This window comes from Halodesulfurarchaeum formicicum, from assembly GCF_001886955.1.
Lineage (GTDB): Archaea > Halobacteriota > Halobacteria > Halobacteriales > Halobacteriaceae > Halodesulfurarchaeum > Halodesulfurarchaeum formicicum.
Map to the genome: position 1 here is coordinate 1,756,013 of NZ_CP016804.1, position 26,201 is coordinate 1,782,213.

Below are 26,201 nucleotides of genomic sequence, written 5' to 3' on the forward strand. Positions count from 1 at the left end.
AAACCCATCGTTGTAATTCGTTTCTCACTACTGTTCGCCATTGAGACATATTGTGTCCCGACTCTCCCGCGATTTATGTAATTGTATGGTATCCGCACATGGGTCAATTATATTCGGGAGGACCCCCACACAGCAAAGGCGATCGCCTGTCGGTTGGTTAAAGATGTGGGGGGTTATCCTCGCTCAGCAACTGAAAGGTAAAGTGCATAATTATCAGTCAATTCGCCGGTATCCCTGTCTTCAGTTCGCTGTAGATTGATTTCTACTCTTGTGCCATCGTCCTCGAATTCGAGGAGAGCTTTGAATTTGCTCGCTGCCGCTTCAACGAAATCAGCTGTCCCTGTTACCCGAATATCAGACACCTCAGTCGCATACTTGCTTCCCGTGAATCCGTTGGGTTTCGGGACAACGGTATCATTCAGTTCCTTTCCAGATTGTTCATCTAACCCGTCAAGCCATTTCATCGAATGGCGCTTGGTAATGTGGCCTGAATCCGTCGTGGGTAGGTCTTCCAATTCGTTCATATTTACCCATTGTTCCGTTTTCCTATTTGAACTTCCGCAGGGTTCGTTTGAGAAACGAACCGAACGACAAGGACAGACAATGGGTCCACCAAACTATATGAAACCTGGACGAATCGGATGGTAGTATGCCATCTTCGTTTCTCGATTCAAGAACTGGCCGCCGGTGGGACTACGACCGGGGCGGCGATGAGTTCGAATATTATCAAGGAAGTGGCGCAAGTCAACTCGAAATTGCAGTTGCCGATCACGGCGAACGACCGACGAAAGAGTTCCTCCGGAAGACGTACACTGACCGACGAGGGAACCGTGCGAACCCGATTTTGATCGTCGCGATCTACGATGACAAGGTTGGCCTGTGTGGGCCGAGCGGTGAAGAGCCGCCGATCTACCGCGATGTTGACCGCGGACAGGCTGAGCGCGTGTGTGAGGCCGCGCTAGACAAACCAGACCGCTTCACCGCTCAGCAGTTCCTTAGCGAAATGCTTCCTCAACTCGACGAGGAGCTCACGGGACTCCGTAACCAAGGCCTCCTCTCGACCCACGAGCTTCGCGTTGGAGTACCCGAGCGTGATGATTGGGTAGATGCGACGAAACAGGCCCGACACGCCCTAGATGACGATGACCCGCGAGAGATGGTCAAGGGGCTGAACTACGAGATCGATCAGCTCACCGACCAGAGTTACGTCCTCAGGGATACCAGCGACGGTCACGAGCGGGCGGTCGCCATGTTCCTCCAAGAGGACGAATCGTTCGACCACGCACAGGATCGGTTCGTGGGTCAGTCGCCGGTGGCCTACGCGCTCAATGAAGCGGACAAGCGGAACCTGGATTACGTCATCGGAAGTAGCGGTGACACGCTCCGGCTGTACACGACGAACCCCGACGAAGGTTTCGGGTCGCGCGGTCGTACGGACACCTACGTCGAGGTGAACACGAACCTGCTCGCGGACGACAAAGCCGCGTACCTTTGGCTACTATTCTCCGCGAACGCGCTCCGTGACGACGGGACGCTCCACGACATCATGGAGCGGTCGAAGGATTACGCCGCCGACCTCGGGGCTCGTCTTCGAGAGCGCATCTACGACGATGTCGTCCCTGATCTCGCGGAAGCCATCGCTCGGGCTCGTGATCTTGAGGACCCGACGAAAGAGGATCTCGACCAGACCTACGAGATGGCACTTATCCTGCTATACCGACTTCTCTTCATCTCCTACACCGAAGACGAGGAGTTCCTCCCGCGGCGGCGCAACGCCCGGTACGACCAGGAATCGCTCAAGCGCAAAGCCCGCGACCTCCACGAGTTCGTACAGGACGACGGCGAGTTCGACGAGAACTTCTACGACCACTGGGACGACGTGATGCACCTCTCCCGTGCCATCCATCACGGTCACGACGAGCTCGGCCTTCCTGCGTACGATGGGCGGCTTCTCTCTGAGGACCCAGAAATCTCCGAAGCCGGCGCAAGACTCGCTGACATCCGGCTCGACAACTCCGAATTCGGACCGGTACTTGTGAACCTCCTCATCGACGAGACCGAGGACGGCTACCAGGGGCCCGTCGACTTCCGAAATATCGGCGTGCGCGAGTTCGGAGTTATCTACGAGGGACTCCTCGAATCCGAACTCTCACAGGCCGATCAGCCGCTCACCGTAGACGACGGACGCTACGAGCCCGTCAGTACTGACGGACAGCAAACGCTGGGTGAGGACGACGGTGTGGTCGTCCAGGAGGGGGAGGTGTATCTCCACGGGCAGTCCGGCGAACGTAAGGCGACCGGAACGTACTACACCAAGACTCGGTTCGTCGAGCATCTGCTGGACTACTCGTTGGAACCCGCGCTCGACGACCACATAGAACGCATTGACCGACTCCGAGAAGAAGAGGGTGAGAACGCCGCCGCGGACGCGTTCTTTGACATCCGAGTGGCCGACATCGCGATGGGTTCGGGACACTTCCTCGTGGGTGCCGTTGACCGAATCGAGTCACGGCTCTACTCGTACCTCACCGAGAATCCGCTGCCGCCTGTCGAGGACGAACTGGACAATCTCGAAGACGCCGCCCTGGACGCCTTCGACGACGAAGAGTACGCGCCACCGGTCGAACGTGGGCAACTACTCCGGCGGCAGGTCGCGCGACGGTGCATTTTCGGCGCTGATCTAAATCCCCTGGCGACGGAACTCGCTCGACTGTCGATCTGGGTCCACACGTTCGTTCCGGGCCTTCCGCTGACGTTCCTCGACTACAACCTCGTGACCGGCGACTCGCTCGCGGGAATCGGGACACTAGACGAGGTAACGGACATCCTTGACGTGGATCAAACGTCGCTGGGGATGTTCGCCGGCGGACAGAGTGTAATGAATGAGGTGCGTGAGGACATCTCTCGACTCGGCGACTTCGCTGACGCGAGCGCCGAACAGGTACAGGAGGCCCGGGAAACCCGCGGGGAAATCGAAGACAGTCTCGAACAAGTCCGAGCGAGGTTCGACATTCTCGCGGCATCACGTATTGACGATGAGATTGATACGGACGCCGTTTCGGATACGAGTATCGAGGACGTAACCGAACTACCGAGTTACGAGCGGGCACAGGAGATACTGGAATCAACTAATCCGTTACACTTCCCGGCAGCGTTCCCTGAGGTGTTCGACGGTGAGAGTTCTGGTTTCGACGTTATCGTTGGGAATCCACCATGGGAGAAAACACAAATTGAGCGTCATGAGTTCTGGGGGCGCTACCATCCCGGGCTCCGGGGCGTCTCTCAACGAGAGCGTGAAAGTATTATGGATGATCTGGAGACAGAGCGACCCGACCTTGCTGCCGAGTTTGAGCGTCTAAAAGATGCGGAGGAGAAACGCGGGAAGATACTTACGAACGGCCCCTATCCAGGCATCGGAAAGTCACATCCCGACCTGTACAAGGCGTTCTCGTGGCGGTTTTGGAATCTCGTGAATAGGGACGGAGATGTAGGTGTTGTCCTCCCACGCAGTTGTTTCATCGGTCCAGGGATGGAACAATTCCGCCGTCGAGTTCTGGATGAGGGAGAAGTCCTTGATTTGACCTTTCTCAAAAATAAGGCGGGCTGGGTGTTCGATGGAGTTGAACCTCGGTACACTATTGCGCTTTTTTCGTTCCATCGAACACGGTCCAGTACAGATCCTGAACTACCTATCAGGGGACCATATGACGATGCCCCAAGCTATGAGAAGGCCATGGAACAGAGTCCCTACAGATTCCCTGCTGAACGGGCGAAAAAATGGGGAGGTACTGCAACAATTCCCCTCCTTCCGGATGACTTGAGATCTGTAGATGTATTTGACACCCTTGAGGGTCATACATTCATCGGCGATGATTCGGCTGAGTGGTATCCAGTTCCCTATCAGGAGCTGAATGCAACTCAAGATAAGAAAGCCGACGACGGGACCAGAATAATGCATATGATTGAGGACCCCCCGGACAGCTACTGGCCGGTGTATAAGGGGGAATCCTTCAATATCTGGACCCCTCGCGCAGGTAGTGTATATGCCTGGGCAGATCCAGATGTCCTGGTTGATTATATGCAGGATAAAAGAGAAGGATCCTATCGGTATGCTGGCAGTCGCTCACCATTCTCTGACATGAGTGAGGAATGGGTATACGACGAAGAGACATTACCATGTTTCTCGCCAAGAATCGCATTCCGAGACATAGCTCGGCGAACAGATAGTAGAACTGTACTCTCCTCGCTTATTCCACCAAAAACCGTTATGGTGCATAATTCACCCACCCTGATCTTTCCGCAAGGAAATCAGGAAGATGAGGCATATCTTTTGGGAGTCCTCAGTTCGATCCCCCTCGATTGGTATGCGCGTCGCTTCGTTGAGGCACATGTTACGTTCGGGATTTTCAACACTCTCCCTCTGCCCCGTCCGGGGCGCGAGGATCGCCTACGCCAGCGTGTCGTCGAACTCTCCGGCCGCCTCGCTGCTGTCGACGACCGCTATGCCGATTGGGCCGACGCGGTCGGCGTTGACTACGGTCCCCTCGACGAGGACACCAAACAGGAGAAGATCTACGAACTCGACGCCGTCGTCGCGCATCTCTACGGTCTCTCCCGTGAGCACGTCAAGGTAGTCTTCGAGACGTTCCACGACGGCTGGGACTACGAGGAGCGTCTCGAACGCGTGCTCGACTATTACGAGGAATGGGCGGACCGACTCGATCTCGACCACGCCGACCGCGAGGCGGAACGAGCGGCTGGTACACGCAACGATGACTGAACGCAGTCGCTTCGAGCGCCCACAGTTCGTCGATAACCGGAGCGGGAACACGCTCGCTACGGCGATCAACGGCTACCTCGAGGAGATCGACGACCGCCTCGCCGACGATCCAGATTTGGACGTCGTGACCGGCTACTTCAACCCGCGGGGCTACTTCTCGGTCGACGAAGGACTGGGGCACGTCGATCAAGTCCGACTCCTCATCGGTGCCCAACCGGAGTACGAGGGGACCGAACGGTGGCGGCAACCAGGCGATCCGCTGGACGAGGAATACGACCAGAAGCGGATCAACGATGCGCTCCAGCGACTCGATGAGAATCTCGAACAGGACCGGAATCTGCTGGGGTTCTCACGCGAAATGGACGAGAATCTACAGGACCTCGTGGAGTTCCTTAATAGCGACCGCGTGGAGATTCGTCGGCACGAGGACCGATTCATCCACGGGAAGGCCTACCTGTTTTCCGACCACGAGGGCGTCATCGCTGGTTCGTCGAACTTCACCGGTGCCGGCCTGAACTCGAACCTCGAACTCAACCTCGGCACGTACGACCCGCACGTCACGGGGAAGGTCCAGGACTGGTTCGACGACCTCTGGAACGAGAGCGAACCGTTCGATCTCGCCGGACTATACGAGGAACGGTTCGAGCCGTACGACCCGTATCTCGTCTACCTGCGCGTGCTCTACGAGCGATACGGTGAAGAGCTTGAGGAGGAACGCGACGAAGAGGGTGGCATCGGCCTCACGACCTTCCAGGAGGATGGTGTCCGCCGAGCGAATCGGTTCCTCGACGAACACGGTGGCGTCATAGTCGCAGACGAGGTCGGCCTCGGGAAGACATACATCGCTGGCGAATTGCTCCATCAGTACGTCCACGAAAACCGCCAGCGGGCGCTTGTTGTCGCCCCAGCGTATCTCCGGGACGGGATGTGGAACCGCAAACCCAGCGAGTGGGGCATCCAATTCGAGACGATCTCCTACGCCGAACTCCGAAACGACAGCCAACTCGGTGGCGACGCCAACAACCTGGATCTTGAGGTTGACGAATACCAGCTGGTCGTCATCGACGAGGCACACGCGTTCCGCAATCCAGGGACCCAGCAAGCGGACGCTCTCCGTCGCCTCCTCCGTGGCGACCCTCCAAAGGACGTGGTGATGCTCACGGCAACCCCGGTCAACAACTCACTGTGGGATCTCTACTACGAACTCAATTACTTCATCAAAAACGACGCCGAGTTCGCCCACGAGGGCATCCGATCGCTTCGTGAGCGGTTCAAACAAGCGCAGGCAGAGGACCCGTCGGATCTGAGTCCCGATATGCTGTTCGACGTGCTTGACGAGACGACCGTCCGTCGGACTCGTCAGTTCATCAAAAGTCACTACGAGAACGCCACGATGCCGGATGGCGAGGGTGGCTCTATTCGGATTAGTTTCCCTGACCAGCATCCACAGCGTGTGGATTACGAGTTCTCCGAGACGTTCGGCGACGAGTACTTCGGGGATATCGCTCGTGGACTCGCAGCGGCCGACCACGAGGAAGCTGAACTGACACTAGCTCGCTATCGTCCATCGTACTACTTGGAAGGCGAAGAGGATAGCTCTGAGCTGTCGTTGGTGGGGCTGCTCCGGACAGGACTACTCAAGAGATTCGAATCATCAAGCCACGCGTTTGCGAACACGCTGAACCGAATGATCGGGCAAAACCGGGCCGCGCTCCAGCTCATGGACGAGGGGTACTTCCCGGACACCGATGCGATCGACGAGTGGATGGAGACTGACAGCGATGAGGCCTGGGACGAACTCCTCGAGGAGGCTGAGGGCCATCATATCCCGCTTGCTGCTGCTGAAACAGACCCGAATCAGCTCCGTGCGGACCTCGAACACGATATCGAGATTCTGGAACGATGGCACGACGGTGCGCGCGCTGTGACTCGTGAACAGGACGAAAAGCTCCACGCCCTCCGCGACACGCTTCATGATGTCGTAGAACTGGCCCGAAAAGATGCTGAGACAGAGGGGGCTGCAGACGATACCGTGGAGGCTGCGTTCCGACAGAACCGGAAGGTCTTGTTGTTCTCCTACTACGAGGACACGGTCGACTGGATCCTCGATTACCTAGAAGACATCGTCGCCGAGGACGATGAACTCTCGTGCTACGAGGGACGTATCGCCGGGGTGTCAGGTGATGATTCCAAGTGCGGTGTCTCAAGAGAAGACGCAGTCTACGGGTTTGCTCCGAACATCTCTGACGCACCGCCGGATGCAACGGACGACTTCGATATTCTCGTGACCACGGACGTCCTCGGTCAAGGGGTTAATCTCCAGGAAGCCCGCACAGTCATCAACTACGATTTGCCCTGGAATCCGATGCGTGTGGTACAGCGGAACGGTCGTATCGACCGCGTGAACTCGCCGCACTCCGATATCTACCCGATCTCGTTCTTCCCGGAGGATCGACTGGATGAACTGCTCGAACTCGAACATCGGGTCCGACGGAAGCTTACACAAGCGGCTCGGTCGATCGGCGTCGACAGTGAAGTGATTCCAGACATGGAGACGTTAGAGCAAAACTTCTCGGACAAGCTCGAAGAGATTGGGTCCATCCACAATGAGGAGGAGGAACTCTACGAGCAGGGTGGGACAGAGGCAGCAGCCTATTCAGGCGAGGAGTACAGGCAGGAACTCCGAAAGGGGCTGCAAACCCGAGAGGATCAGATTACGTCACTCCCGTGGGCGGCAGGGTCGGGATTTAAAGGCGAGAACCCGGGTTACTTTTTCTGCGCCAGGATCGGCGACGAGGTGTTCATGCGATTCGTTCCGAAGGGGTGGGACGAGATTGAGCGGAGTGACGACAAAGATGTCTTGATCCAGGACACACTCACCTGCCTCAAACGAATCGAGTGTACAGCCGAAACGGACCGCACCCTCCCCGGCCGGATGCGTGAGCGAGTCTACGACGCCTGGGAGGTCGCCAGGGGCGACATCTTCCAACAGTGGCAAGAGCAAACCGATCCGTTGAACGTACAGCCGGACATCCGTAAGCTGTTCAGGGAAGTCGGCCAACATCTCCGGGACCATTGGCCCAGCGAAATGACGGGTAAGAAGCTCCAAACGACGGTTTCTGCCGTTGAAGCCCCGTGGCCTCGTCGATACGAGCGCGAACTCCGTGAAATCTTCAAGAATGACGCCCTCGGACCAGTCGAGAAGTCACGAAAACTCGTAGAGAAAGTGGACGACTTGGGACTACAACCGTACGAAGCGCCGGACCCACTTCCACAACTCGAAGAAAAAGAGGAAGTAAAGCTCGTGACTTGGATGGTCGTCGCGCCGGAGGAGAACGGAACAACGGAACAAGATAAACCTAAACTCATGTCCCAGATGACATTCGAATCATAGTACCGAATTAGCCAATCTTGTAATAGAAAATATTGGCATTTGCTAATTTTCTCACCTAATGATTTGAGAATAGAATCGATTTTTCCGAAACACACCCAAATCAGCGCTTCGCCCATTATTCCCTGCGGATCACACGATGTCGCAAACTGTGTCCAATCATGGGTCGCCTGGAATCTACAGCCAATACCGTCTTTCAGGCCCTTCGTTTCGAAAATTTCAGAACTTCAAACGACCGAAACCGAAAAATACCGAACGCACCAAATTGCCATGGCTTTGAGCGGATTCGAACCAGAGTCGCTTCGGTCGTCCCCTGCTTCGAATCCGTCTGAACCCATTCTCACACGGTGCCGCCCCTAACCACCAAAAATACTGCATAAAATAAGAGCATAATAGCATCCGGCGACCGAGTGGTCCGAAGGACCCGGAAGGTCGCCGGTTCACCGAGCGCGAAGCGCTCGGGCCGAGGAACCCCCGGAGGGGGTGACGACGGCTTTTGGTGCAGCTTTTGCAAGCGGAGCGAGCGCTAGCGAGCGAAGCGCAGCAAAAGGTGCATGGGTTCGGGCGGATTCGAACCGCCGATCTCGTCCTTGTAAGGGACGCGTCATAACCACTAGACCACGAACCCAGTACCGGAGAAAGCCCGTCCTGGCTTTTAAAGCTTCTTGCTCGCGGCGAGAACCCGGACGAATTTCGCCTCGCTTATATTGGAGCACGCCGAACCACGAAAGTAGAATGGCAACATCCAGCGACGGTGAACTGGAGCCGAAGAAGTCCATCTGTCCCTTCTGTGGGGTCGGATGTGGACTGACCTACAACGAAGACAACGGCAAGGGCACCGGCTGGGAGGGGCCGGTCAACACCCGCGGCGAGCTCTGCCCCAAGGGGGCGGCCGCCTTCGAGATGCTCGATGCGGACGACCGCATCACCCAGCCGATGGTCCGGGAGAACGGCCATCTGGTCACCGCCTCCTGGGAGGAGGCCATGGACCGCGTGGCCGAGAACTTCGGGGAGATCGTCGAGGAACACGGCCCCGAGGCCCTGGGCTTTTTCGCCTCCTCGAACTGCACCAACGAGGAGAACTACCTCCTCCAGAAGATCGCTCGCAAGATCGGCACGAACACGATCGACAACTGCGCGCGACTCTGCCATGCCTCCACGGTCGCCGCGATGGGCAAACAGCTCAACGTCGGCGCGATGACCAACACCACCGACGACCTGGGCGAGGCCGACGTCTTCCTCGTCTGCGGGGCCAACCCCGCCGAGCAGCACCCGGTCATCTTCAACTCCTATCTCGGGGCCGCCCTGCGGGATGGCACCGAGATGGTCCACATCGACCCGCGGGAGAACCAGACCACCCAGCAGGCCGACATGCACGTGGGTGTCACCCCGGGCTATGACATCCCGGTGCTGAACGCGATGGCGAAGGTCATCATCGAGGAGGAACTCCACGACGAGGAGTTCGTCGCGGAGCGCACCGAGGGCTTCGAGGCTTTCGAGGAGCATCTCGCCGACGTCGACGTCGCCGAGAACGCCGAACTCGCGGGCGTGCCCGAGGAGAACATCCGCGAGGCCGCACACAAGGTCGCCGAAGCCGACCGCGTGGCCTCCTTCACCGGCATGGGCATGAGCCAGCACAAGTACGGGACGGACAACGTCCACGCGCTCATCAACCTCGTCCTGCTCACGGGCAACATCGGCAAGCCCGGGACGGGTGTGAACCCGCTCCGCGGCCAGAACAACGTCCAGGGCGCGGCCGACGTGGGCGCGAGCCCGAGCTCCCTGCCGGGCTATCAGTCCGTCGAGGACCCCGAGGTCCGGGCCGACTTCGAGGAAGCCTGGGGCTTCGAGCCGCCGGCCGAACCCGGCCTGACCGAGGTCGAGGCCAGTCACGCGGCGGGCGACGAGATCCAGGGCCTGTACGTGTTCGCCGAGAACCCCGCGATCACCGAACCCCACTCCGACCGGATTCACGAGGACCTCCAGGAGGCCTTCCTGGTCGTCCAGGACCTCTTCATGACCGAGACGGCCGAATACGCCGACGTCATCCTGCCCGGGAGCGCCTGGGCGGAGAAGGAGGGGACCTACACCAACACGGACCGTCGCCTGCAGCGGGTCCGACAGATGCGCTCCCCGCCCGGGGACGCCAAGTCCGACCTGGAGATCATCGCCGAGTTCGGTCGTCGGATGACCGACCTGGAGATCGACTATGACGGTGCCGAGGCGGTCTTCGATGAACTCGCGAGCGTGAGCCCGATCTACGCGGGCATCACCTACGACGGTATCGGCGAGAGCTACCAGCGCTGGCCGTTCTACGAGGGGGCCGAATCCGGCGTGGACATCCTGCACGAGGACGAGTTCTACGGCGGCGAGAAGACCGCCCCGTTCGCGCTCGTCGAGCATATCGACCCGGGCGACGAGGTCGAGGAGGGCGAACTCGTGCTGACCACCGGGCGGGTCATGCAGCACTTCAACAGCGGGGCGCTCTCCCGTCGCACCGAGACCCTGATGCGCATGCGCGGCGAGGACGTCCTGGAGATGCACCCCACGGACGCCGAGGAACGTGGCATCGAGGACGGCGACTGGGTGCGAGTCGAGAACGAGCGCGGCGAGGTCGAGGTCGAGGTCGCCGTCACCCCCGCCATCGCCGAGGGGACGGTCTTCATGACCTTCCACTACGCCGACCCGCTCGTCAACCGCCTGACCGGCGACTACCTCGATCCGGTCGCGAAGATCCCCGAGTACAAGCACAGCGCCGTCTCGGTCTCGAAGACCGAGTAGGCAGCCCCGGCGGTCGATCTTTTTATACGAGGCGGACGAACGGCCGGTGATGGCGGAGAACTTCAAGATCGTCGATCCGGATTCGGTCCCGGAGACGCCGTTCCCGGAGTCGGGCGTGACTCACACCAAACTCAGCGGCGAGTTGCGGGCCCAGGAGATGCGGATCAATCAGGTCACCGTCGACCCAGGTGAGGTCGTCGGCTATCACAGCCACACCCGCCAGGAAGAGATCTACGTCTGTCACAGGGGGCCGGGCGAGGTCTACATCGACGGCGAGCACTACGAGGTGCCGGAGGGTGGAATCGTGCGGATCGGCTGTGATGTCCCCCGACAGGTGTTAAATACTGGTGAGGAGCCGACAGTCTGGATCATGTTCGGGGCCCCGCCGATCGGAACCGTCCAGGACTTCGGGGAGTACGAGGTCGCCGAGGGCGGCTACGACGAGGCGTAGCCGCCGACTGTCGGTACCGGCGAAACCGAGACGGTTTCAGGTATACTTAACTGGCGATACGTTGAAGGTCGTGTTGGACTATGAGTATGGACTTCGATCTCGAAACACAGGACACGCCGTTCATCGATCGCCTCGACGAGGAAGGCAAAGAGGCCATCCACGAGGCGTCGATGTACATCATCGAAGAACTGGGGATTCAGGTCAAGCACGACGAGGCCATCGAGTACTTCGAGGAGGCCGGGGCGACCATCGAGGACGACTATCTGGTCAAGGCCGACCGCTCGCTGATCGAGGAGAAAGTCGAGGAGGCGCCGGAGTCCTTTACCCTCCACGCGCGCAACCCCGAGAACAACCTGGAGATCGGCGGCGGGGACACCTTCCGAGCCCCGGGCTATGGCGCGCCGAACATCCGGACCTTCGAGGACGGTCGACGCAGTTCGACCATCGAAGACTACGAGATGTTCATGAAGCTGGCCCAGGAGGAAGACGTCATCAACTCCACGGGCTACAACGTGGCCGAGCCCACAAACGTCGATCAGGAAGTCAAGCACCTGGAGATGGTCAAGCGGTCCCTGGAGTACACGGACCTGCCCGTGATGGTCTCGACCTACGGCCAGGACCGCACGGACCCCACCCTCGAGATGGTCGGCATCGCCGTCGGCGATCGCGACCTCTCGAAGACCTACGCGGCCGGCCTGGTCAACACCGTGCCGCCGCGGACCCTCGATAAGGCCATGACCGGCGGGCTGGTCGGGCTGGCCAAGGAGGGGCAGGCGCCGGTCGTCTCGTCGTTCATCCAGGCCGGGGCCTCCGGCCCGGGCACCATGGCCGGGGCAGTCGCCCTCGCGAACGCCGAGAACCTGATGGGCATCACGCTGACCCAGCTCATCAACCCCGGCAACCCCGTGGTCTACGGGGTGCCGGCCTCGAACCTGGACATGCGCTATGGCTCGCTCTCCATTGGCAGCGCCGAGTCCGCGCTGTTCGCCAACGTCGCCGGGACGATGGGTCGGTTCTACGGCGTCCCGTCCCGCGGTGGCGGCGGACTGACCGACTCGAAGACCGTGGACTACCAGGCCGGCTTCGAATCGATGCTGGTCAACGGCGTGGCGGAACTCTCCGGCGTGGACTTCATCCTGCACTCCGCGGGTATCATCGAGTCCTACTCCACCATCTCTCCCGAGAAGTTCGTCCTCGACGCCGAGGCACTGCGTTTCCTCGACCGGTTCCAGGACGGCTACGAGATCAACGAGGAGATGCTGGCCCTGGACATCGTCGAGTCGATCGATCCGGACGATCACTTCCTCGGCGAGTCCCACACGCTCAAGTACGCCGGGAAGGAGTTCCTCATCCCGGAAGTCGTCGACAAGCGCTCGCACGGTGACTGGAAGGGCGACGGCGAGAAGTCCGCCTTCGAGATGGGCCACGACCGCGTCCAGGAGCTGCTCGACTCCTACTCGAAGCCGGAACTCGACGAGGAGACCCAGGCGGAACTCGACGAGCTCTACGAATCGGCCAAAGCAGAGGTCTGGGAGAACGCCTAACGGCGATCGGTCGCTCCAACAGTTTCGGTCGGCACGACTCTTTTTGCGGCTGGGAAATGACCCGGATCGATCGACCCGCTGGGCCATAGCTATCAGTGATCGGACACGGGTTCGATCGGCCATGGTACCAAATGCCAAGTGTGTCTGTAACATGTTTTGAGTGGGGACCACCTGCTGGCAAAACGCCTTCGAGACGCCGGGAGATGAGCGAACGCACCGAATTTCGTGAGGCGTTCCCGTGCCAGGTGATCGCCGGGTTCGACTTTCCAGTCCGAGTTCGCCGTTCGGGCAGTCCGGCGGTCCTATCAGGCAAGATGAGTAGATTAATGAGGGGATGTGCCGAACAAACGTAGTGATATGTCCTCGGAACCAGAGACAGACTACGAGATTGCAAAATCAGTAGAGGAACAGCCGATCTGGGAAGTCACAGAGCCCTTCGGGCTCGACAAGGACGACCTCGAGCTGTACGGCGACTACAAGGCCAAGATCAGCCAGGACGCCATCGACGAGCTCCTGGAGGGCGACACGGAGGACGGTGACGTCATCCTCGTCACCGGCATGACCCCCACCCCGATGGGCGAGGGCAAGACGGTGACCACCGTCGGTCTGGGTCAGGCGCTGAACCAGATCGGCGAGGACGCGATGATCGCGATCCGCGAGCCCTCGCTCGGCCCGGTCTTCGGGATCAAGGGCGGTGCCGCCGGCGGCGGCTGGTCCCAGGTCCTGCCGATGGAGGACATCAACCTCCACTTCACGGGCGACATTCACGCGCTCACGGCCGCACACAACCTGATCTCCGCGATGCTCGACGCCCACATCTCGAAGGGCAACGAGCTCAACATCGACTCCCGGAGCGTCGCGTGGCCGCGAGCGGTCGACCACAACGACCGCGCCCTGCGCCAGACCATCGTGGGTGCCGGCGACTCCGCCGGTGTCACCCGGATGGACGAACACGTGCTCACGGCCGCCTCCGAGCTGATGGCCATCCTCTGTCTCGCCGAGGATATCGAGGACCTCAAAGAGCGCATCAGCCGCATCATCGTCGCCTACGACGAGGACGGCGAACCCGTGACGGCCGGTGACATCGAGGCTGCCGGCGCCACGGCCATCCTGCTGCGGGACGCCCTCCGGCCGAACATCGTGCAGACCATCGAGGGGACCCCCGCCCTGGTTCACGGCGGTCCCTTCGCGAACATCGCACACGGGACGAACTCCCTGCTCGCCGACTACGTCGGCAAGAAGATGGGCGACTACCTCGTCACCGAGGCCGGCTTCGGCTCGGCCCTCGGCGGCGAGAAGTTCATGGACGTCGTCAGCCAGCTTGGCGACATCGAGCCGAGCGCGATCGTCCTGGTCGCCTCCGTCCGCGCCCTGAAGTACCACGGGCTGGACATGTGGCCCTTCGAGGGCGAGGAAGTCCTGCAGGAGGAAGACGTCGACGCCGTCGAGGCCGGCTTCGAGAACCTCGACAAGCACGTCTCGAACCTCCGGCAGTTCGGCCTGCCGGTCACGATCTCCATCAACCGGTTCCCCTCGGACACTGACGCGGAGATCGAGGCAGTTCGGGAACACTACCAGGACATGGACGGCGTGCAGGTCGCCGAGTCCACGGTCTTCGGCGAAGGTGGCGAGGGCGGTGTCGAACTCGCCGAGAAGGTCACCGACGCCGTCGAGAACTACGACGGCGGCTTCGAGCCGCTCTACGATCTCGACGCCTCCCTCAAGGAGAAGATCGAGACCGTCGCGACCCAGATCTACGGCGCGGACGGCGTGAACTACGTCGGCTCCGCCGAGGACGACATCGCCCAGCTCGAGGAGATGGGCATGGACGATGTCCCGGTCGTGCTCTCGAAGACCTTCCACTCGCTCAGTGACGACCCGGCCAAGAAGGGCGCCCCCGAGGGCTGGACCCTCGACGTCCGCGAGCTGTACCCCTCCGCCGGGGCTGGCTTCGTGGTCGCACTCACCGGCGACGTCATGACCATGCCCGGTCTGCCCGCCCGCCCGGCGGCCGCCGACATGGACATCGACGCGGACGGCACGATCTCCGGCCTGTTCTAGGCCGTCGCGCCATCGGCTGAGTCGAATTTTTTCTTTGGTTCCGAGACGAACAGACGTCCGTCTACGGAGAGCCGGCGAGGAGCCCCCGCTGGCGAAGCTTATTATTCGTTCCGTGAGTATGGACACCGAACCCGGACACCCGGGAACACGATCATCATGAGCTCCGAGGACGAACCAGTCAAGACGATCTGTCCGTACTGTGGCGTGGGGTGTGGTCTCAAACTCGAACCGGGCGAGGAACCCGGCTCGGTGAACTTCAAGCCGTGGTTCGATGCGCCGGTGAACGAGGGGGCGCTGTGCATCAAAGGTAGTTCGGCGGTCCAGCACGTCGACCACGAGGACCGACTCACCGAACCGCTGATCAAGGAGGACGGGGAGTTCCGCGAGGCGACCTGGGAGGAAGCCCTCGACCGCGTGGTCGAGGGCCTCATGGAGGTACGAGAGGAGTACGGCCCGGACGCCACCGGCTTTTTCGCCTCCTCGCAGGTGATGAACGAGGAGAACTACCTGATGCAGAAGTTGGCCCGTCGCTATGGGACCAACAACGTCGACAACTGCACACGGCTCTGTCACGCCTCGACCGTCGCCGCGCTCCGGGACAGCCTGGGCGCTGGCGCGATGACAAACAGCATGGCCGACCTGCGGGATTCGGCGGACGCCTACTGGATCCAGGGCGCGAACCCGGCCGAACAGCACGTCATCGGTCACTCGAAATACTTCAAGCAGGCCGCAAACGACGGCACCACCGTCGTCCAGGTCGACCCACACGAGAACAAGACCTCGGAGGTCGCGGACATCCACCTCCAGGTGAAACCGGGGACGGACATCCCGATTCTGAACGTCGTCCTGGAGACGATCCTGGAGGAAGAACTCTACGACGAGGAATTCATCGCCGAGCGCACGAAGGGCTTTGAATCCCTGGAGGCCGAACTGGCTGACTTCGACGCCGAGGAAGCCGCCGAAACCGCCGGCGTGGACCTGGAGAAGATCCGCGAGGCGGCCCGAGCGTTCGCGGAGGCCGGGAACGGCGCCATCTTCACCGGCATGGGAATGAGCCAGAAGACCTGTGGCACCGACAACGTCCAGAACCTCATCAACCTCGCGCTGGTGACCGGGAACATCGGGAAGCCCGGGACGGGGGTCAACCCGCTCCGCGGCCAGAACAACGTCCAGGGGACCAGTGACGTCGGGGCGCTCCCGAACGTCCTCCCGGGGTATCTGGAGGTCGAGGATCCCGAGGACCGGGCCCAGGTCGAGGACGTCTGGGGCTTCGAGGTGCCCCCGGAGAACGGCCTGACGAGCCTGGAAGTCACCGACGCGGCCGGTGAGGAGGTCCAGGGGCTGTACGTCATGGGCGAGAACCCGGTGTTGAGCGAACCCAACTCCAACGAGGTCGAGGCCAACCTCAAGGAACTGCAGTTCATGGTCGCCCAGGACATCTTCATGACCGAGACCGCCAAACTCGCGGACGTGGTCCTGCCGGCCACCTCCTGGGTCGAGCGCGGCGGGACGGTCACGAACACCGACCGCCGGGTCCAGCGCATGCGGCCCGCAGTCGACGTGCCGGGGAACACCCGCCACGACTTCGACATCGTCAGTGAGATCGGGACCCGGATGTTCGGCGAGGGCTTTGATTATGACGGGCCCGAGGCAGTCTTCGAGGAGCTCCGGGAGGTCGCCTCGATCTACGGCGGCATCACCTACGACCGGATCGGCGACGAGGGCATCCAGTGGCCCTGTGAGACGACCGAGGAGGAGGGGACCCAGTACCTCCACAAGGAGGAGTTCCCGACCGAGGACGGCCTGGGGAAGATCCGCGGCGTGAGCCACCAGCCGCCCGCCGAGGTCGAGGACGAGGAGTACCCACTCGTGTTGACGACCGGCCGCATCGAGGAACACTACAACACGGGCGAGATGAGCCGTCGGTCGGAGAACCTCATGCGGAAGACCGACCACAACTTCATCCACGTCCATCCCGCCGACGCGGAGGCCCGCGGAATCGAGGACGGCGACGTGGTCGAACTCCGCACCCGACGTGGCGAGATCGACGTGACCGCCGTCGTCACCGAGGAGACCAAACAGGGGGTCGTCTGGACCACGCCGCACTTTGCTGACTCCCAGACGAATCGGGTCACCAACGACGCCGTGGACCCGGTGGCGAAGATCCCCGAGTTCAAGGTCGCCGCAGCGACGATCTCCGTCGACGTCGCCGAGTCCGGCGCCGACTGAGCCCCCACAGGTTTACTATCGGGGTTCCCCAATCGGGACCCATGAGCGAGTATCTGGATTCGGTCGAGGAAATCGACAACACCTTCTTCCGGCGGGGGATGGTCGTCGCCATCCTGTATGCGATCGTCGACGCCCTCATCATCTTCGGGGGCTCGCCCTTCATCGTCTTCCGCCTGATCGGCGTGGTGGCGGCTTACTACGCGACCCGGGACATGGTCCTGCTGCGGGAGGCGGGCCTCGACTGGGGCTGGACCCGCTATCTGGTCCTCGTCCTCGTGGGTGCGGCCGGGTTCCTCGGCTACTTCTTCTATGCCTACAGACGGGCGGTCAACCTCTCGGGAGTGGACCTCGATCCGCCCGAAAGCGAGTAGTTAGCTCCGGAGTTCGAGCAGTGGTTCACCGGGTCCGAGCAGGTGTGTGAGCGCCACCTGGGTGGCCCGCCCCGATTCGAGCACGCGATCGGCGATTTCGCGGGCGGTTTCCAGATCCGTATCGTCATCGACCTTGTTGAGGACCGGGAGGAAAGTGGCCGATTCGGGGACCCCTTTCTCGGTTCCCCGGGGACTGGACAGGACCGTGGCCATGTCCTCGACGCCGATCGGATCCCCCGGTTCGAGCCCCGTCAGTGCAGCCACACGCTCCGGTCGGTGCACCCACTCCTCGTCGAGGGGCTTCCCGACGGCCGCCACGCTCGCGATGCCGAGCACGCGATCGGCGGTCTCCGGAATCCGTGGCTCGTTCTCGCCCGGGGCTTTGAAGTCCCGATTTCGAGCGCCGTCGGCCTTCACGAGAATGGCCTCGGGGGCCTGGCTCTCGGTGATGGTGTCGACGACGTGGGGTTCATAGCCCAGATAGCGGTTCTCCTCGTAGCCCGGGACCAGCCCCACCGGCCAGTCCGTGACCGATTCCAGGGCGTCCCGGGGCCGATCGGTCTCCAGTACCGTGGCGACGTGCTCGTCGAAGAACGGGATTCGCACGGTGGTCGTGACGACTGCCCGGTCGAGTTCGTCGGCGACCGTGTAGATCGTGCTCTTCTTCCCGCCGGCCCCGACCACGGCCGTAAGACCGTCGTCCAGACCGAGGTCCGTCACGAAGTCCATGCCCGTCCTATCGGGGCCGTGGTAAAAAGCCAACCGTCACCCGGCCGTGGTGCCGGTTACTCGATTGTGATCAGGCTCCCGATCGATTCCCCCTCCATGACTGTGGAGCCGCGGTTGAGCGAGAGCAACATCCCGGCCCGGTCGGCGACGATGGTCTGCAGGGACTCGTAGCTGGTCGGATCGAAGACCTCGCCGATCTCGGTTCCCGCATCGATTCGGTCGCCGACCGAGAGGTCATTCGACCGGAAGAGCCCCGACTCCTCGGTGAAAAGCGGGGTCTTCTCGGTCCCCACCGTCGGCTCGCCCGTCTGGAGCAGGCCGTCGATGACCCCGAGTTCGACCAGCACGTTCTCGATGCCCGCGACACCTCGATCGACGGAGGCGTCGACGATCTCACGGCTGTGAGCGAGTTCCGGCGTGATAGCCGGAATCCCGGCCGCGGCGGCCATCTCCCGGAGTTTGCCCTGGCCACCAGTATCGGGGTTCTCGATGGGCGAGCCGTCCGCCACAATCAGATCGAGGCCGAAGGCCCTGGCGAGGTCCCGCGAACGGGAATCGTCCGGGGTAAAGCGAGTGTGTGAACGCATGTAGGGGCCACCCGTGTGCAGGTCCACGATGGCGTCGGCCCCGGCGGCCCGCTGCCAGAGGCTGTCCACGAGTCGCTCCATCAGCGTTCCGTCGGGGTCCCCGGGCCAGAGCCGGTTCATGTTCGAGTTGATCGCGTCCAGGCGGGTTGGCGCCATGTAGACCCGGTGGTCGAAGGCGAAGGGGTTGGCGACCGGCACCGCAAGCACCTCCCCCGCGAGGGCGCTCTCGGTCAGTCGGTCGTGCAGACGACGAAGCACGGCCGCGCCGTTGACTTCCCCGCCGTGCTGAAGGGCCTGGAGGTAGACCGTCGGCCCGTCGGGGTCCCCCAGGTATCGGTGAAGCACCGTCTCGACCGTCCGTCCGGACGGAAGGCGGGCCAGTGGCACCGTCTCGACCGTGTGAGTCACGTCCCGATCGGTCATCGTGGGGGCTCTGCCCGGAGCGGCCTTGAGAGTTCACATTTCGAGTCGGTCCAACACCACGATCTGCCCACGACTACGGGCCAAAAGGACTCCCTTCAATTCCCTTTTGTATCGGCATCGTGTACCATAGACAAGACATGTCCGAGGAGGCGCGGGTCACGTTCTATCCCTGGAAGAAGACGATCGACGTGGAACCGGACACCACCTTGCTCAATGCGGCCGAAGACGCCGGCGTGAGCATCGAAGGGCTCTGTGCCGGCAACGGTCGGTGTGGGACTTGCAAGGCGATCATCGGCGAGGGCGAAGCGCACCTCACGCCGATCACCACCGCCGAGGAACAGACCCTCTCCTCGGAGCAACTGGGGAACGGCTATCGGCTCACCTGCCGGGCCAAGGTCAGCGAACCGGGCGAAGTCTCCGTGACGGTGCCACCGGACTCACAGAAGACCGCCGGGATCGTCCTCACGGAGGGCCAGGAACTGGAATATGCCATCGACCCGCTGGTCAAGAAATACCACGTCGACCTGCCAGTACCCTCACTCTCCGACAACGTCGCGGACTTCGAACGGATCGGAGAAGCCCTGGAAGACACCTACGAGATCGACATCGAGGACGTCGACTACGAGGTCCAGCGGGAGTTGCCCGGCCAGATGCGGACCGAAGAGACCGAGGATCGACTGGAAGTCACCGCGACGGTGTATGACGACCAGGAAATCATCGACGTCGAGCCGGGGCTTTCCGAGACCGCCTACGGCCTGGCGATCGACATCGGGACCACCACGGTCGCGACCTACCTGGTGAACCTGAAAAACGGGGAGACCGAGGCGATCAGCTCACAGCTCAACCCCCAGACCAAGCAGGGCGGGGACATCATGACCCGGATGCGGTACACCCGCCGAAACGACGACGGGCGGGAGACGCTCAAGGAAGAGATCCGGGCCGGGATCAACGAGACCATCGAGGAAGTGATCCAGGAGGCCGGGATCGATCGCGAGGACATCTACGAGAGTGTCTTCGTGGGCAACACGGCGATGCATCACCTCTTTTTGGGCATCGACCCGACCTACGTGGCCGGCTCGCCGTACGTCGCCGCCCGCGAGGCCCCGATCGCCGTGAAGGCCCGGGAACTGGGTATCGACATCAACGACGCGGGCTATGTCTACTGGCTGCCCGTGAGTGGTGGGTGGGTCGGCCCGGACAAGGTTTCGGTCCTCCTCGTCTCGGGACACTACAAGGAGTCCCCAACCACCGTCTGCATCGACATCGGCACCAACGGGGAGATCTCGGTCGGCAACGACGAGGAGATGCTCGTGACCTCCGCCCCGGCCGGGCCCGCCCTCGAAGGGGCGGAACTGCGGTATGGGGTTCGCGCCCAGTCCGGCGCGATCGAGACCCTGCGAATCGACCCCGAAACGCTGGATCCGGAATATGAGACCATCGACGACGAGCCGCCAAACGGGATCACCGGCTCGGGCGTGATCGACGCACTCGCCCAGCTCTTCGAGGTCGGCCTCGTGGATCAGCGCGGGAAGTTCCGGGACGAGGTGCTGGATCACCCGCGAGTGAGAGAGAACGACGACGGGGAACTCGAGTACGTCGTCGCCTACGAGAAGGAAGCCGCCCTGGCCGAGGACATCGTCCTGACCCAGAACGACATCCGTTCGATCCAGATGGCAAAGGCCGCGATCCAGGCCGGAACGCGGGTCCTGATGGACGAACTGGACATCGAGAACCCCGACCGGGTGCTGATGGCCGGGGCCTTCGGGAACTACATCGACAAACACTCCGCGATGACCATCGGGATGTATCCCGACATCGACCCGGACGACGTGGTCTCACTTGGCAACGCCGCCGGCGTGGGGGCGAAGCTGGCACTCCTCGACAAGGAGCGACGGGCCGAGGCCGAGCGCATCGTCGATGAGGTCGAGTACTTCGAGATCGCCGGGACAGATGTCTTCCAGGAGAACTTCATGGAGTCGATGTATCTCCCCCACCAGGACTTCGACCTGTACCCACACGTCAAGGAGAAGGTCATGCGACGTCGCGAACTCGAAGCCGCCAGGCTCGAAGCGGCGGAGACAGAGGACTGAGCGGTTTTTCGAGTCGAAAAAAAAAAACGAGACCGGGTTTACCGGAAGATCTTGAACAGCGGGTGGTCGGTGTCCGCGCGGCGACCCTCACCCATCTGCGCGCCGTAGGCGACGTAGGCGTCGGCGGTGGACATGACCTCGTACATCTCGGCGGCTCCGTGGACCGGGCCGTAGATGTTGAAGTCAGCGCCGAGGTGGACGATGACCGAGTTGGCAACCGCCTGCCGGAGCTGTCGGGAGTTCTCCACGAGCGGGTCGTTCATCTCCCACTGGATGACCTCGTTGTGGGGCGCACAGCCCATCGGGATGCCGTACTCGTTTTTGAGCTCGTGAATGATCTTCGCGACGTAGCCCGAGTCCGGAATGTCGATGATGCCGGGGTCGACGATCGGCTGGTCGATACCGGCCTCCTCGGCGACCTCCAGGTTCTCGTCCAGCGCGTTCCGGCGACCGTCGATGGACATGTCCGTCGTGTCGATCGAGAGCAGGACCGCACTGTTGATACCGGACTCCTGGATGGCCTCGATCTCCTCGTCGACTTGCTTGGTGGAGGACTCGATGGAGTTGTAGATAATCTGGTCCTCGATACCGATCTCGCCGGCGAACTTCGCGGCCTCGGCGCGGATCGACGGGGTCGGACCGTCCATGAAGATCGGCGCGTCGGTGACGTCGGCCATGAACTCGATGTGCTTTTTCAGGGCCTCGGGGGAGTCACCGATCGTGTCGAAGGCGGCCGGGTTGCCCGTCTTCTCGGAGAGTTCCTCGACGTTGCGGACCGCCTCGCGGGCAGCCTCTTCGTCGAACTCACCGGTCTCGGGGTTCTCCTGGACCTTGTCTCCCTTGTAGAAGATGCTGCCGACCATCAGCGTGGGCGTCTCGCCGGGTTGACCGCCCATCTTCGTCCCGTTAACGTCATAGACCTCTTGCTCGGCCTCGAAGGTGAACATCAACTAAAATTGCAGGAGCGGGAAAGTTAATTCTTCCCATGTTCGTCCGGGTTTCAGGCGCTCTATCTGCAAATCTTACCGGTTGGCGGCGCAGCGGGGAATCGATTAGACGTACTGCTGGCGCCAATCTTCGGCGTCCCCGACCTGGTTGAACGTGTACAGGTGCACGCCCTCGATGCCGTAGCTGTCATCCGCGTAGTACTCCCCGATCCCCTGGATGAAATCATCGGGCGCGTACTGCCCGCGGGACCCCAGGAACTGCTTGATGAAGTCGAACACGCCCGTGGTCTTGCGGAGATAGGAGAGTGAATCCCCGACCCCGATCTCCCGAGAGATGCTCAGGAGGCGCTGGTATTTCATCACGCCCGGAACCCCGACGATGATCGGGAGTTCGACGTCGTCCTCACGGATCTCCAGCGCCCAGTCGGCCACAGCGTCCGGGTCGAAGGTCATCTGGGTGACGATGTAGTCCGCGTACTCCTCCTTTTTCAGGAGGTGCTCACGCAGCGTGTCGTCGTCGATGAACTGGTGGCCCTCCGGGTAGCCGGTAATGCCCACGCGCTCGAACTCGTACTCCATCTCCTCGAGGTCCGAGAGCAGGGCATAGGCGGAGTCGTAGGGGCCCTCGGGCGTCTCGTTGTCTCCACCGGGAACGAAGATGTCCTCGACCCCGGCGTCCAGAAGCGTCTCGGCGATCGTCTCCAGGTGCTCGTCGCTCCGGACCGCCCGGGCCGCGATGTGGGCCGAAACCTCGAAGCCGCGATCCGCGAGTTCGGTCGAGAGTTCCACGGTCTCGTCGACGCCCTTGTCCGGCGAGGCAGTGAGCGCGACGGTCGAGCCCTCGGGAAGCTTTGCCGCCTGGTCGAAGAGCCCGGCGAAGGGGAGTAACTCGAAGTGCGGATCGGCCAGGAGATCGCGAACTGGATCCTGTGTCATGTGTACTCATGATAGCCGGCACACGGCTTTCACTCTTTGCACTGCCGAAGTTTAGGGGGTATTCATGTGCGGCTGGCGAGTCGTTCTAGAAAACCTCAAGGTGCTTTCGAGGGAACCTATCGAACGCACGGTCGAACTATGACATACATTATTGACGGTAACGAACTCGCGGACTCGATTCGCGCTGATCTGGAAGACAGCGTCGAAACACTCACGGACGAGGACATCACACCCGGCCTCGCGACGGTCCTGATGAGCGACGACCCGGCGAGTGAGACCTACGTCTCGATGAAACAGAAGGCCTGTGAGGAGATCGGGATGGAGAGTTTCCACGTCGAGATCGATCCCGAAGCGCCGGCCGAGGAGCTCTACGACACGATCGAGGACCTGAACGAGGACCCCGAAGTACACGGCATCCTCGTCCAGCTGCCGGTCCCCGATCACGTCGACGAGGAGCGGGTCCTCAACGAGATCGACCCGATGAAGGACGTCGACGGGTTCCACCCGGAGAACGTCGGTCGGATGGTCACGGGCAACGCCCGCTTCAAGCCCTGTACGCCCCACGGCGTCATCAAGATGATCGAGGACGCCGGCGTGGACACCGAGGGCAAGGACGTCACCGTCGTCGGCCGCTCGAACATCGTCGGCAAGCCGGTCGCGAACCTGCTCATGCAGAAGACCGACAACGGCAACGCCACGGTCACGGTCTGTCACTCCCGGACCCAGAACCTCGAGGAGAAGACCAAGAACGCCGACATCGTCATCGCGGCCGCCGGCGTCCCGGAGATGATCGACGGCTCGATGCTCTCGGAGGGCCAGACGGTCATCGACGTCGGGACCAACCGCGTGGACGGTGAACTGGTCGGTGACGTCGAGTTCGAGTCCGCCAAAGACGTCGTCGACGCCATCAGCCCCGTGCCGGGCGGTGTGGGCCCGATGACGATCACGATGTTGCTCTACAACACGGTCAAGGCCGCGGGCCTCCAGAACGACGTCGAAGTCGAACTGCCGTAGACGGGGTTGTTTTCTCCGTTTTTTCGCCCCGAAGAAGCGATAGCGATCGCTACCGAATCAAAAAAAAAAACAAAATTCGAGCGGCGACGTTACTTCGCGGCTTCGACGGCGTCGATCAGCTCGGGGACGACCTCGTGGAGGTCGCCGACGATCGCGTAATCGCCCTTGTACATGATCGCGGCCTCGGGATCGGTGTTGATCGCGAGGACGTTCTCCGACCCTTTGGCGCCGACCCAGTGCTGGACGGCCCCACTGATGCCGGCGGCGATGTACAGTTCGGGCGCGATCTTCTGCCCGGTCTGGCCGATCTGGTCGTTGTGCGGCCGCCACCCTTCGTCGACGGCGATCCGGGTCGCGCCGACCGTGGCGTTGTCGAACAGGTCAGCCAGTTCTTCGAGCTGTTCGAAGTCCTCCTCGCCACCGACACCGCGACCGCCACCGACGACGATGCGGGCCTCGGGGAGCGGAACACCCTCCAGGTCCGACTCCTCGAAGCGGTCGACCTGGACCTCCCAGGCACCCTCGCTGAGTTCGGGCTCGAGGGTCTCGACGGCGGCCTCGCCGTCGCCGACGGCCTCGATCGGGAGTTCGTGGTCGGGCGTGGTGAACAGCTTCGTCTCGCCTTCCATCGTGGCGTGCTCGATGAGGCTGCCACCCCAGCGGTGGCGCTCGATCTCGCAGGTCTCGCCGTCCGTCTCGATCTCCGTCGTGTTGGCGGACATCGGGAGGTCCCGCTTGGCGCCGAGGTGGGCCAGGACCTCGTTTGCGGTGTCCGTGCCGCCGCCGAAGACGGCGGCGGGTTCGAGATCGTCACAGAGCGCACCGAGGGCTTCGGCGCGGGCCTCGGGGGCGTAGGTCTCCGCGAGATCGCCCGTACAGACGTAGGCGGTGTCGACGCCGTACTCGCCGAGATCGGCAGCCAGATCCTCGCCGCCGAACATCGCCGCAGTCACGTCCTCGCCGACCTGCTCGGCCAGGTCCCGGGCGAGGGTAAGCATCTCCAGGGACGTCTCGTCGATCTCGCCGTCGGCGTGTTCGATGAGTGTCAGTACCATTTAGAGCACCTCCAGTTCTTCCATGACTTCGACCGCTTCGTCGACCGCTTCCGGGCCCTCGCCGAGGACTTCTGCCTCGCTGTCCTCGGCTTCCGGAGTCTCCAGTTCGACCATCTGGAGCCGGTCGTCGGTCTCCGTGGGGTCGATCGTCTGGATCTCCTGCTTTTTGGCCTGCATCCGGCTCCGCATCGACGGGTAGCGCGGCGTGTTCAGGCCCTCCTTGACGGTCACGACGGCCGGAGTCTCGACCTCGAAGACCTCCGAGCCGCCGGGGACGTCACGCTTGACGATCGCCGTGTCACCGTCGATCTCGAGGTCCTTCGCACCGGTGACGACCGGCAGATCGAGTTCGTGGGCCACGCGAATACCGACCTGGTAGTTCGCGTTGTCGCCCGATTCGTTGCCGAAGAAGAGGAGGTCGAAGTCCGCGAGGTCACCCTCGATGGCGTCGGCGATAGCCGTCGCCGTGGACTCCGGCCCCCAGTCGCCGCCCGCCGTCTCCAGGAGGACGCCGTTGTCGGCACCGCGACCGATTCCTTCGTAAAGCTGGTCTTCCGTGTCCTCGGGGCCGAGACTCAGGACGGTGGATTCGCCACCTTCCTCCTCGACGACCTGGACTGCCGCTTCGATGGCACACTCCTCGTGGGGACCCATCGTGTACCCCACGGCGGAGGCGTCCACCGACTGCTTGTCATCCGTCAGTACGATCTCCGCCCCGGTGTCAGCGACGCGTTTGATACAGGCTAATGTTTCCATGATTATGATAAGTTTGTAATTTGACCGGCGAAGTCCCAGACCCCGAGCGGACTGAC

General features: G+C 61.9%; 17 protein-coding genes and 1 tRNA gene. 10 read left to right on the plus strand and 8 right to left on the minus strand.

Going from position 1 to position 26,201, the window contains the following annotated elements:
- Positions 1-173 precede the first annotated feature (173 nt).
- Positions 174-524, minus strand: a complete 351-nt coding sequence (locus HSR6_RS09000; protein ID WP_071933411.1) for a hypothetical protein — start codon at positions 522-524, stop codon at positions 174-176.
- A gap of 125 nt (positions 525-649) precedes the next feature.
- On the opposite strand from HSR6_RS09000, the gene HSR6_RS09005 reads away from it, so the two are divergent.
- Positions 650-4,780 (plus strand): Eco57I restriction-modification methylase domain-containing protein, encoded by a 4,131-nt coding sequence (locus HSR6_RS09005; protein ID WP_071933412.1) that lies wholly within the window; start codon positions 650-652, stop codon positions 4,778-4,780.
- Positions 4,773-8,174 (plus strand): helicase-related protein, encoded by a 3,402-nt coding sequence (locus HSR6_RS09010; protein WP_071933413.1) that lies wholly within the window; start codon positions 4,773-4,775, stop codon positions 8,172-8,174. The genes HSR6_RS09005 and HSR6_RS09010 overlap by 8 nt, the downstream gene beginning before the upstream one ends.
- A gap of 552 nt (positions 8,175-8,726) precedes the next feature.
- On the opposite strand, the gene HSR6_RS09015 is transcribed toward HSR6_RS09010, so the two are convergent.
- A tRNA-Val gene (locus HSR6_RS09015) sits at positions 8,727-8,799 on the minus strand.
- A 107-nt stretch (positions 8,800-8,906) separates the two neighbouring features.
- On the opposite strand from HSR6_RS09015, the gene fdhF (HSR6_RS09020) reads away from it, so the two are divergent.
- The 6 genes from fdhF (HSR6_RS09020) to HSR6_RS09045 all read left to right on the plus strand — a co-directional run bounded on the left by fdhF (HSR6_RS09020) (position 8,907) and on the right by HSR6_RS09045 (position 17,608).
- Positions 8,907-10,952, plus strand: a complete 2,046-nt coding sequence (fdhF, locus tag HSR6_RS09020) for a formate dehydrogenase subunit alpha (protein WP_071933414.1) — start codon at positions 8,907-8,909, stop codon at positions 10,950-10,952.
- A gap of 49 nt (positions 10,953-11,001) precedes the next feature.
- Complete coding sequence (locus HSR6_RS09025) at positions 11,002-11,403, plus strand: cupin domain-containing protein (RefSeq protein WP_071933415.1); 402 nt, start codon at positions 11,002-11,004, stop codon at positions 11,401-11,403.
- 80 nt (positions 11,404-11,483) lie between these two features.
- On the plus strand, positions 11,484-12,947 hold the full coding sequence (locus HSR6_RS09030; RefSeq protein WP_083258917.1) for a trimethylamine methyltransferase family protein: 1,464 nt from the start codon (positions 11,484-11,486) through the stop codon (positions 12,945-12,947).
- 357 nt (positions 12,948-13,304) lie between these two features.
- The gene (locus tag HSR6_RS09035; protein ID WP_071933416.1) at positions 13,305-15,008 is read left to right on the plus strand and encodes a formate--tetrahydrofolate ligase; all 1,704 of its coding nucleotides are present in this window, start codon (positions 13,305-13,307) and stop codon (positions 15,006-15,008) included.
- Between the two features lie 156 nt (positions 15,009-15,164).
- Entirely contained in the window at positions 15,165-17,237 is a 2,073-nt protein-coding gene (fdhF, locus tag HSR6_RS09040; RefSeq protein WP_198400411.1) for a formate dehydrogenase subunit alpha, read from the plus strand.
- Positions 17,238-17,278: 41 nt separating this feature from the next.
- Positions 17,279-17,608, plus strand: coding sequence for a hypothetical protein (locus HSR6_RS09045; protein WP_071933417.1), 330 nt, complete (start codon positions 17,279-17,281; stop codon positions 17,606-17,608).
- Here the strand turns inward: HSR6_RS09045 and yqeC are convergent, their stop codons facing one another.
- A complete protein-coding gene (gene yqeC / locus HSR6_RS09050; RefSeq protein WP_071933418.1) occupies positions 17,609-18,337 on the minus strand; it encodes a selenium cofactor biosynthesis protein YqeC in 729 nt (242 codons plus the stop codon).
- Positions 18,338-18,393: 56 nt separating this feature from the next.
- A complete protein-coding gene (locus tag HSR6_RS09055; RefSeq protein WP_070365568.1) occupies positions 18,394-19,347 on the minus strand; it encodes a succinylglutamate desuccinylase/aspartoacylase family protein in 954 nt (317 codons plus the stop codon).
- A gap of 137 nt (positions 19,348-19,484) precedes the next feature.
- Between HSR6_RS09055 and HSR6_RS09060 the strand changes: the two genes are divergently transcribed.
- Positions 19,485-21,437 carry an ASKHA domain-containing protein gene (locus tag HSR6_RS09060; RefSeq protein ID WP_071933419.1) on the plus strand — a complete coding sequence of 651 codons (1,953 nt, stop codon included), beginning with the start codon at positions 19,485-19,487 and terminating at the stop codon, positions 21,435-21,437.
- Positions 21,438-21,475: 38 nt separating this feature from the next.
- Here the strand turns inward: HSR6_RS09060 and HSR6_RS09065 are convergent, their stop codons facing one another.
- Positions 21,476-22,384 (minus strand): hypothetical protein, encoded by a 909-nt coding sequence (locus tag HSR6_RS09065; RefSeq protein ID WP_070365570.1) that lies wholly within the window; start codon positions 22,382-22,384, stop codon positions 21,476-21,478.
- A 105-nt stretch (positions 22,385-22,489) separates the two neighbouring features.
- Positions 22,490-23,320, minus strand: a complete 831-nt coding sequence (locus tag HSR6_RS09070) for a methylenetetrahydrofolate reductase (protein WP_070365571.1) — start codon at positions 23,318-23,320, stop codon at positions 22,490-22,492.
- 138 nt (positions 23,321-23,458) lie between these two features.
- On the opposite strand from HSR6_RS09070, the gene HSR6_RS09075 reads away from it, so the two are divergent.
- Positions 23,459-24,334 (plus strand): tetrahydrofolate dehydrogenase/cyclohydrolase catalytic domain-containing protein, encoded by an 876-nt coding sequence (locus HSR6_RS09075; protein ID WP_070365572.1) that lies wholly within the window; start codon positions 23,459-23,461, stop codon positions 24,332-24,334.
- Positions 24,335-24,423: 89 nt separating this feature from the next.
- On the opposite strand, the gene HSR6_RS09080 is transcribed toward HSR6_RS09075, so the two are convergent.
- Positions 24,424-25,389 (minus strand): electron transfer flavoprotein subunit alpha/FixB family protein, encoded by a 966-nt coding sequence (locus HSR6_RS09080; protein ID WP_071933420.1) that lies wholly within the window; start codon positions 25,387-25,389, stop codon positions 24,424-24,426.
- Positions 25,390-26,145: an electron transfer flavoprotein subunit beta/FixA family protein gene (locus HSR6_RS09085; RefSeq protein WP_070365574.1), complete on the minus strand. Its 756-nt coding sequence runs from the start codon at positions 26,143-26,145 to the stop codon at positions 25,390-25,392.
- Positions 26,146-26,201 lie beyond the last annotated feature (56 nt).

Bases quoted from the DNA above. Each gene is read 5' to 3' on its own strand.
- HSR6_RS09000 (WP_071933411.1), bottom strand. From the start codon at position 524: ATGAACGAATTGGAAGACCTACCCACGACGGATTCAGGCCACATTACC.
- HSR6_RS09005 (WP_071933412.1), top strand. From the start codon at position 650: ATGCCATCTTCGTTTCTCGATTCAAGAACTGGCCGCCGGTGGGACTAC.
- HSR6_RS09010 (WP_071933413.1), top strand. From the start codon at position 4,773: ATGACTGAACGCAGTCGCTTCGAGCGCCCACAGTTCGTCGATAACCGG.
- fdhF (WP_071933414.1), top strand. From the start codon at position 8,907: ATGGCAACATCCAGCGACGGTGAACTGGAGCCGAAGAAGTCCATCTGT.
- HSR6_RS09025 (WP_071933415.1), top strand. From the start codon at position 11,002: ATGGCGGAGAACTTCAAGATCGTCGATCCGGATTCGGTCCCGGAGACG.
- HSR6_RS09030 (WP_083258917.1), top strand. From the start codon at position 11,484: ATGAGTATGGACTTCGATCTCGAAACACAGGACACGCCGTTCATCGAT.
- HSR6_RS09035 (WP_071933416.1), top strand. From the start codon at position 13,305: ATGTCCTCGGAACCAGAGACAGACTACGAGATTGCAAAATCAGTAGAG.
- fdhF (WP_198400411.1), top strand. From the start codon at position 15,165: ATGAGCTCCGAGGACGAACCAGTCAAGACGATCTGTCCGTACTGTGGC.
- HSR6_RS09045 (WP_071933417.1), top strand. From the start codon at position 17,279: ATGAGCGAGTATCTGGATTCGGTCGAGGAAATCGACAACACCTTCTTC.
- yqeC (WP_071933418.1), bottom strand. From the start codon at position 18,337: ATGGACTTCGTGACGGACCTCGGTCTGGACGACGGTCTTACGGCCGTG.
- HSR6_RS09055 (WP_070365568.1), bottom strand. From the start codon at position 19,347: ATGACCGATCGGGACGTGACTCACACGGTCGAGACGGTGCCACTGGCC.
- HSR6_RS09060 (WP_071933419.1), top strand. From the start codon at position 19,485: ATGTCCGAGGAGGCGCGGGTCACGTTCTATCCCTGGAAGAAGACGATC.
- HSR6_RS09065 (WP_070365570.1), bottom strand. From the start codon at position 22,384: ATGTTCACCTTCGAGGCCGAGCAAGAGGTCTATGACGTTAACGGGACG.
- HSR6_RS09070 (WP_070365571.1), bottom strand. From the start codon at position 23,320: ATGACACAGGATCCAGTTCGCGATCTCCTGGCCGATCCGCACTTCGAG.
- HSR6_RS09075 (WP_070365572.1), top strand. From the start codon at position 23,459: ATGACATACATTATTGACGGTAACGAACTCGCGGACTCGATTCGCGCT.
- HSR6_RS09080 (WP_071933420.1), bottom strand. From the start codon at position 25,389: ATGGTACTGACACTCATCGAACACGCCGACGGCGAGATCGACGAGACG.
- HSR6_RS09085 (WP_070365574.1), bottom strand. From the start codon at position 26,145: ATGGAAACATTAGCCTGTATCAAACGCGTCGCTGACACCGGGGCGGAG.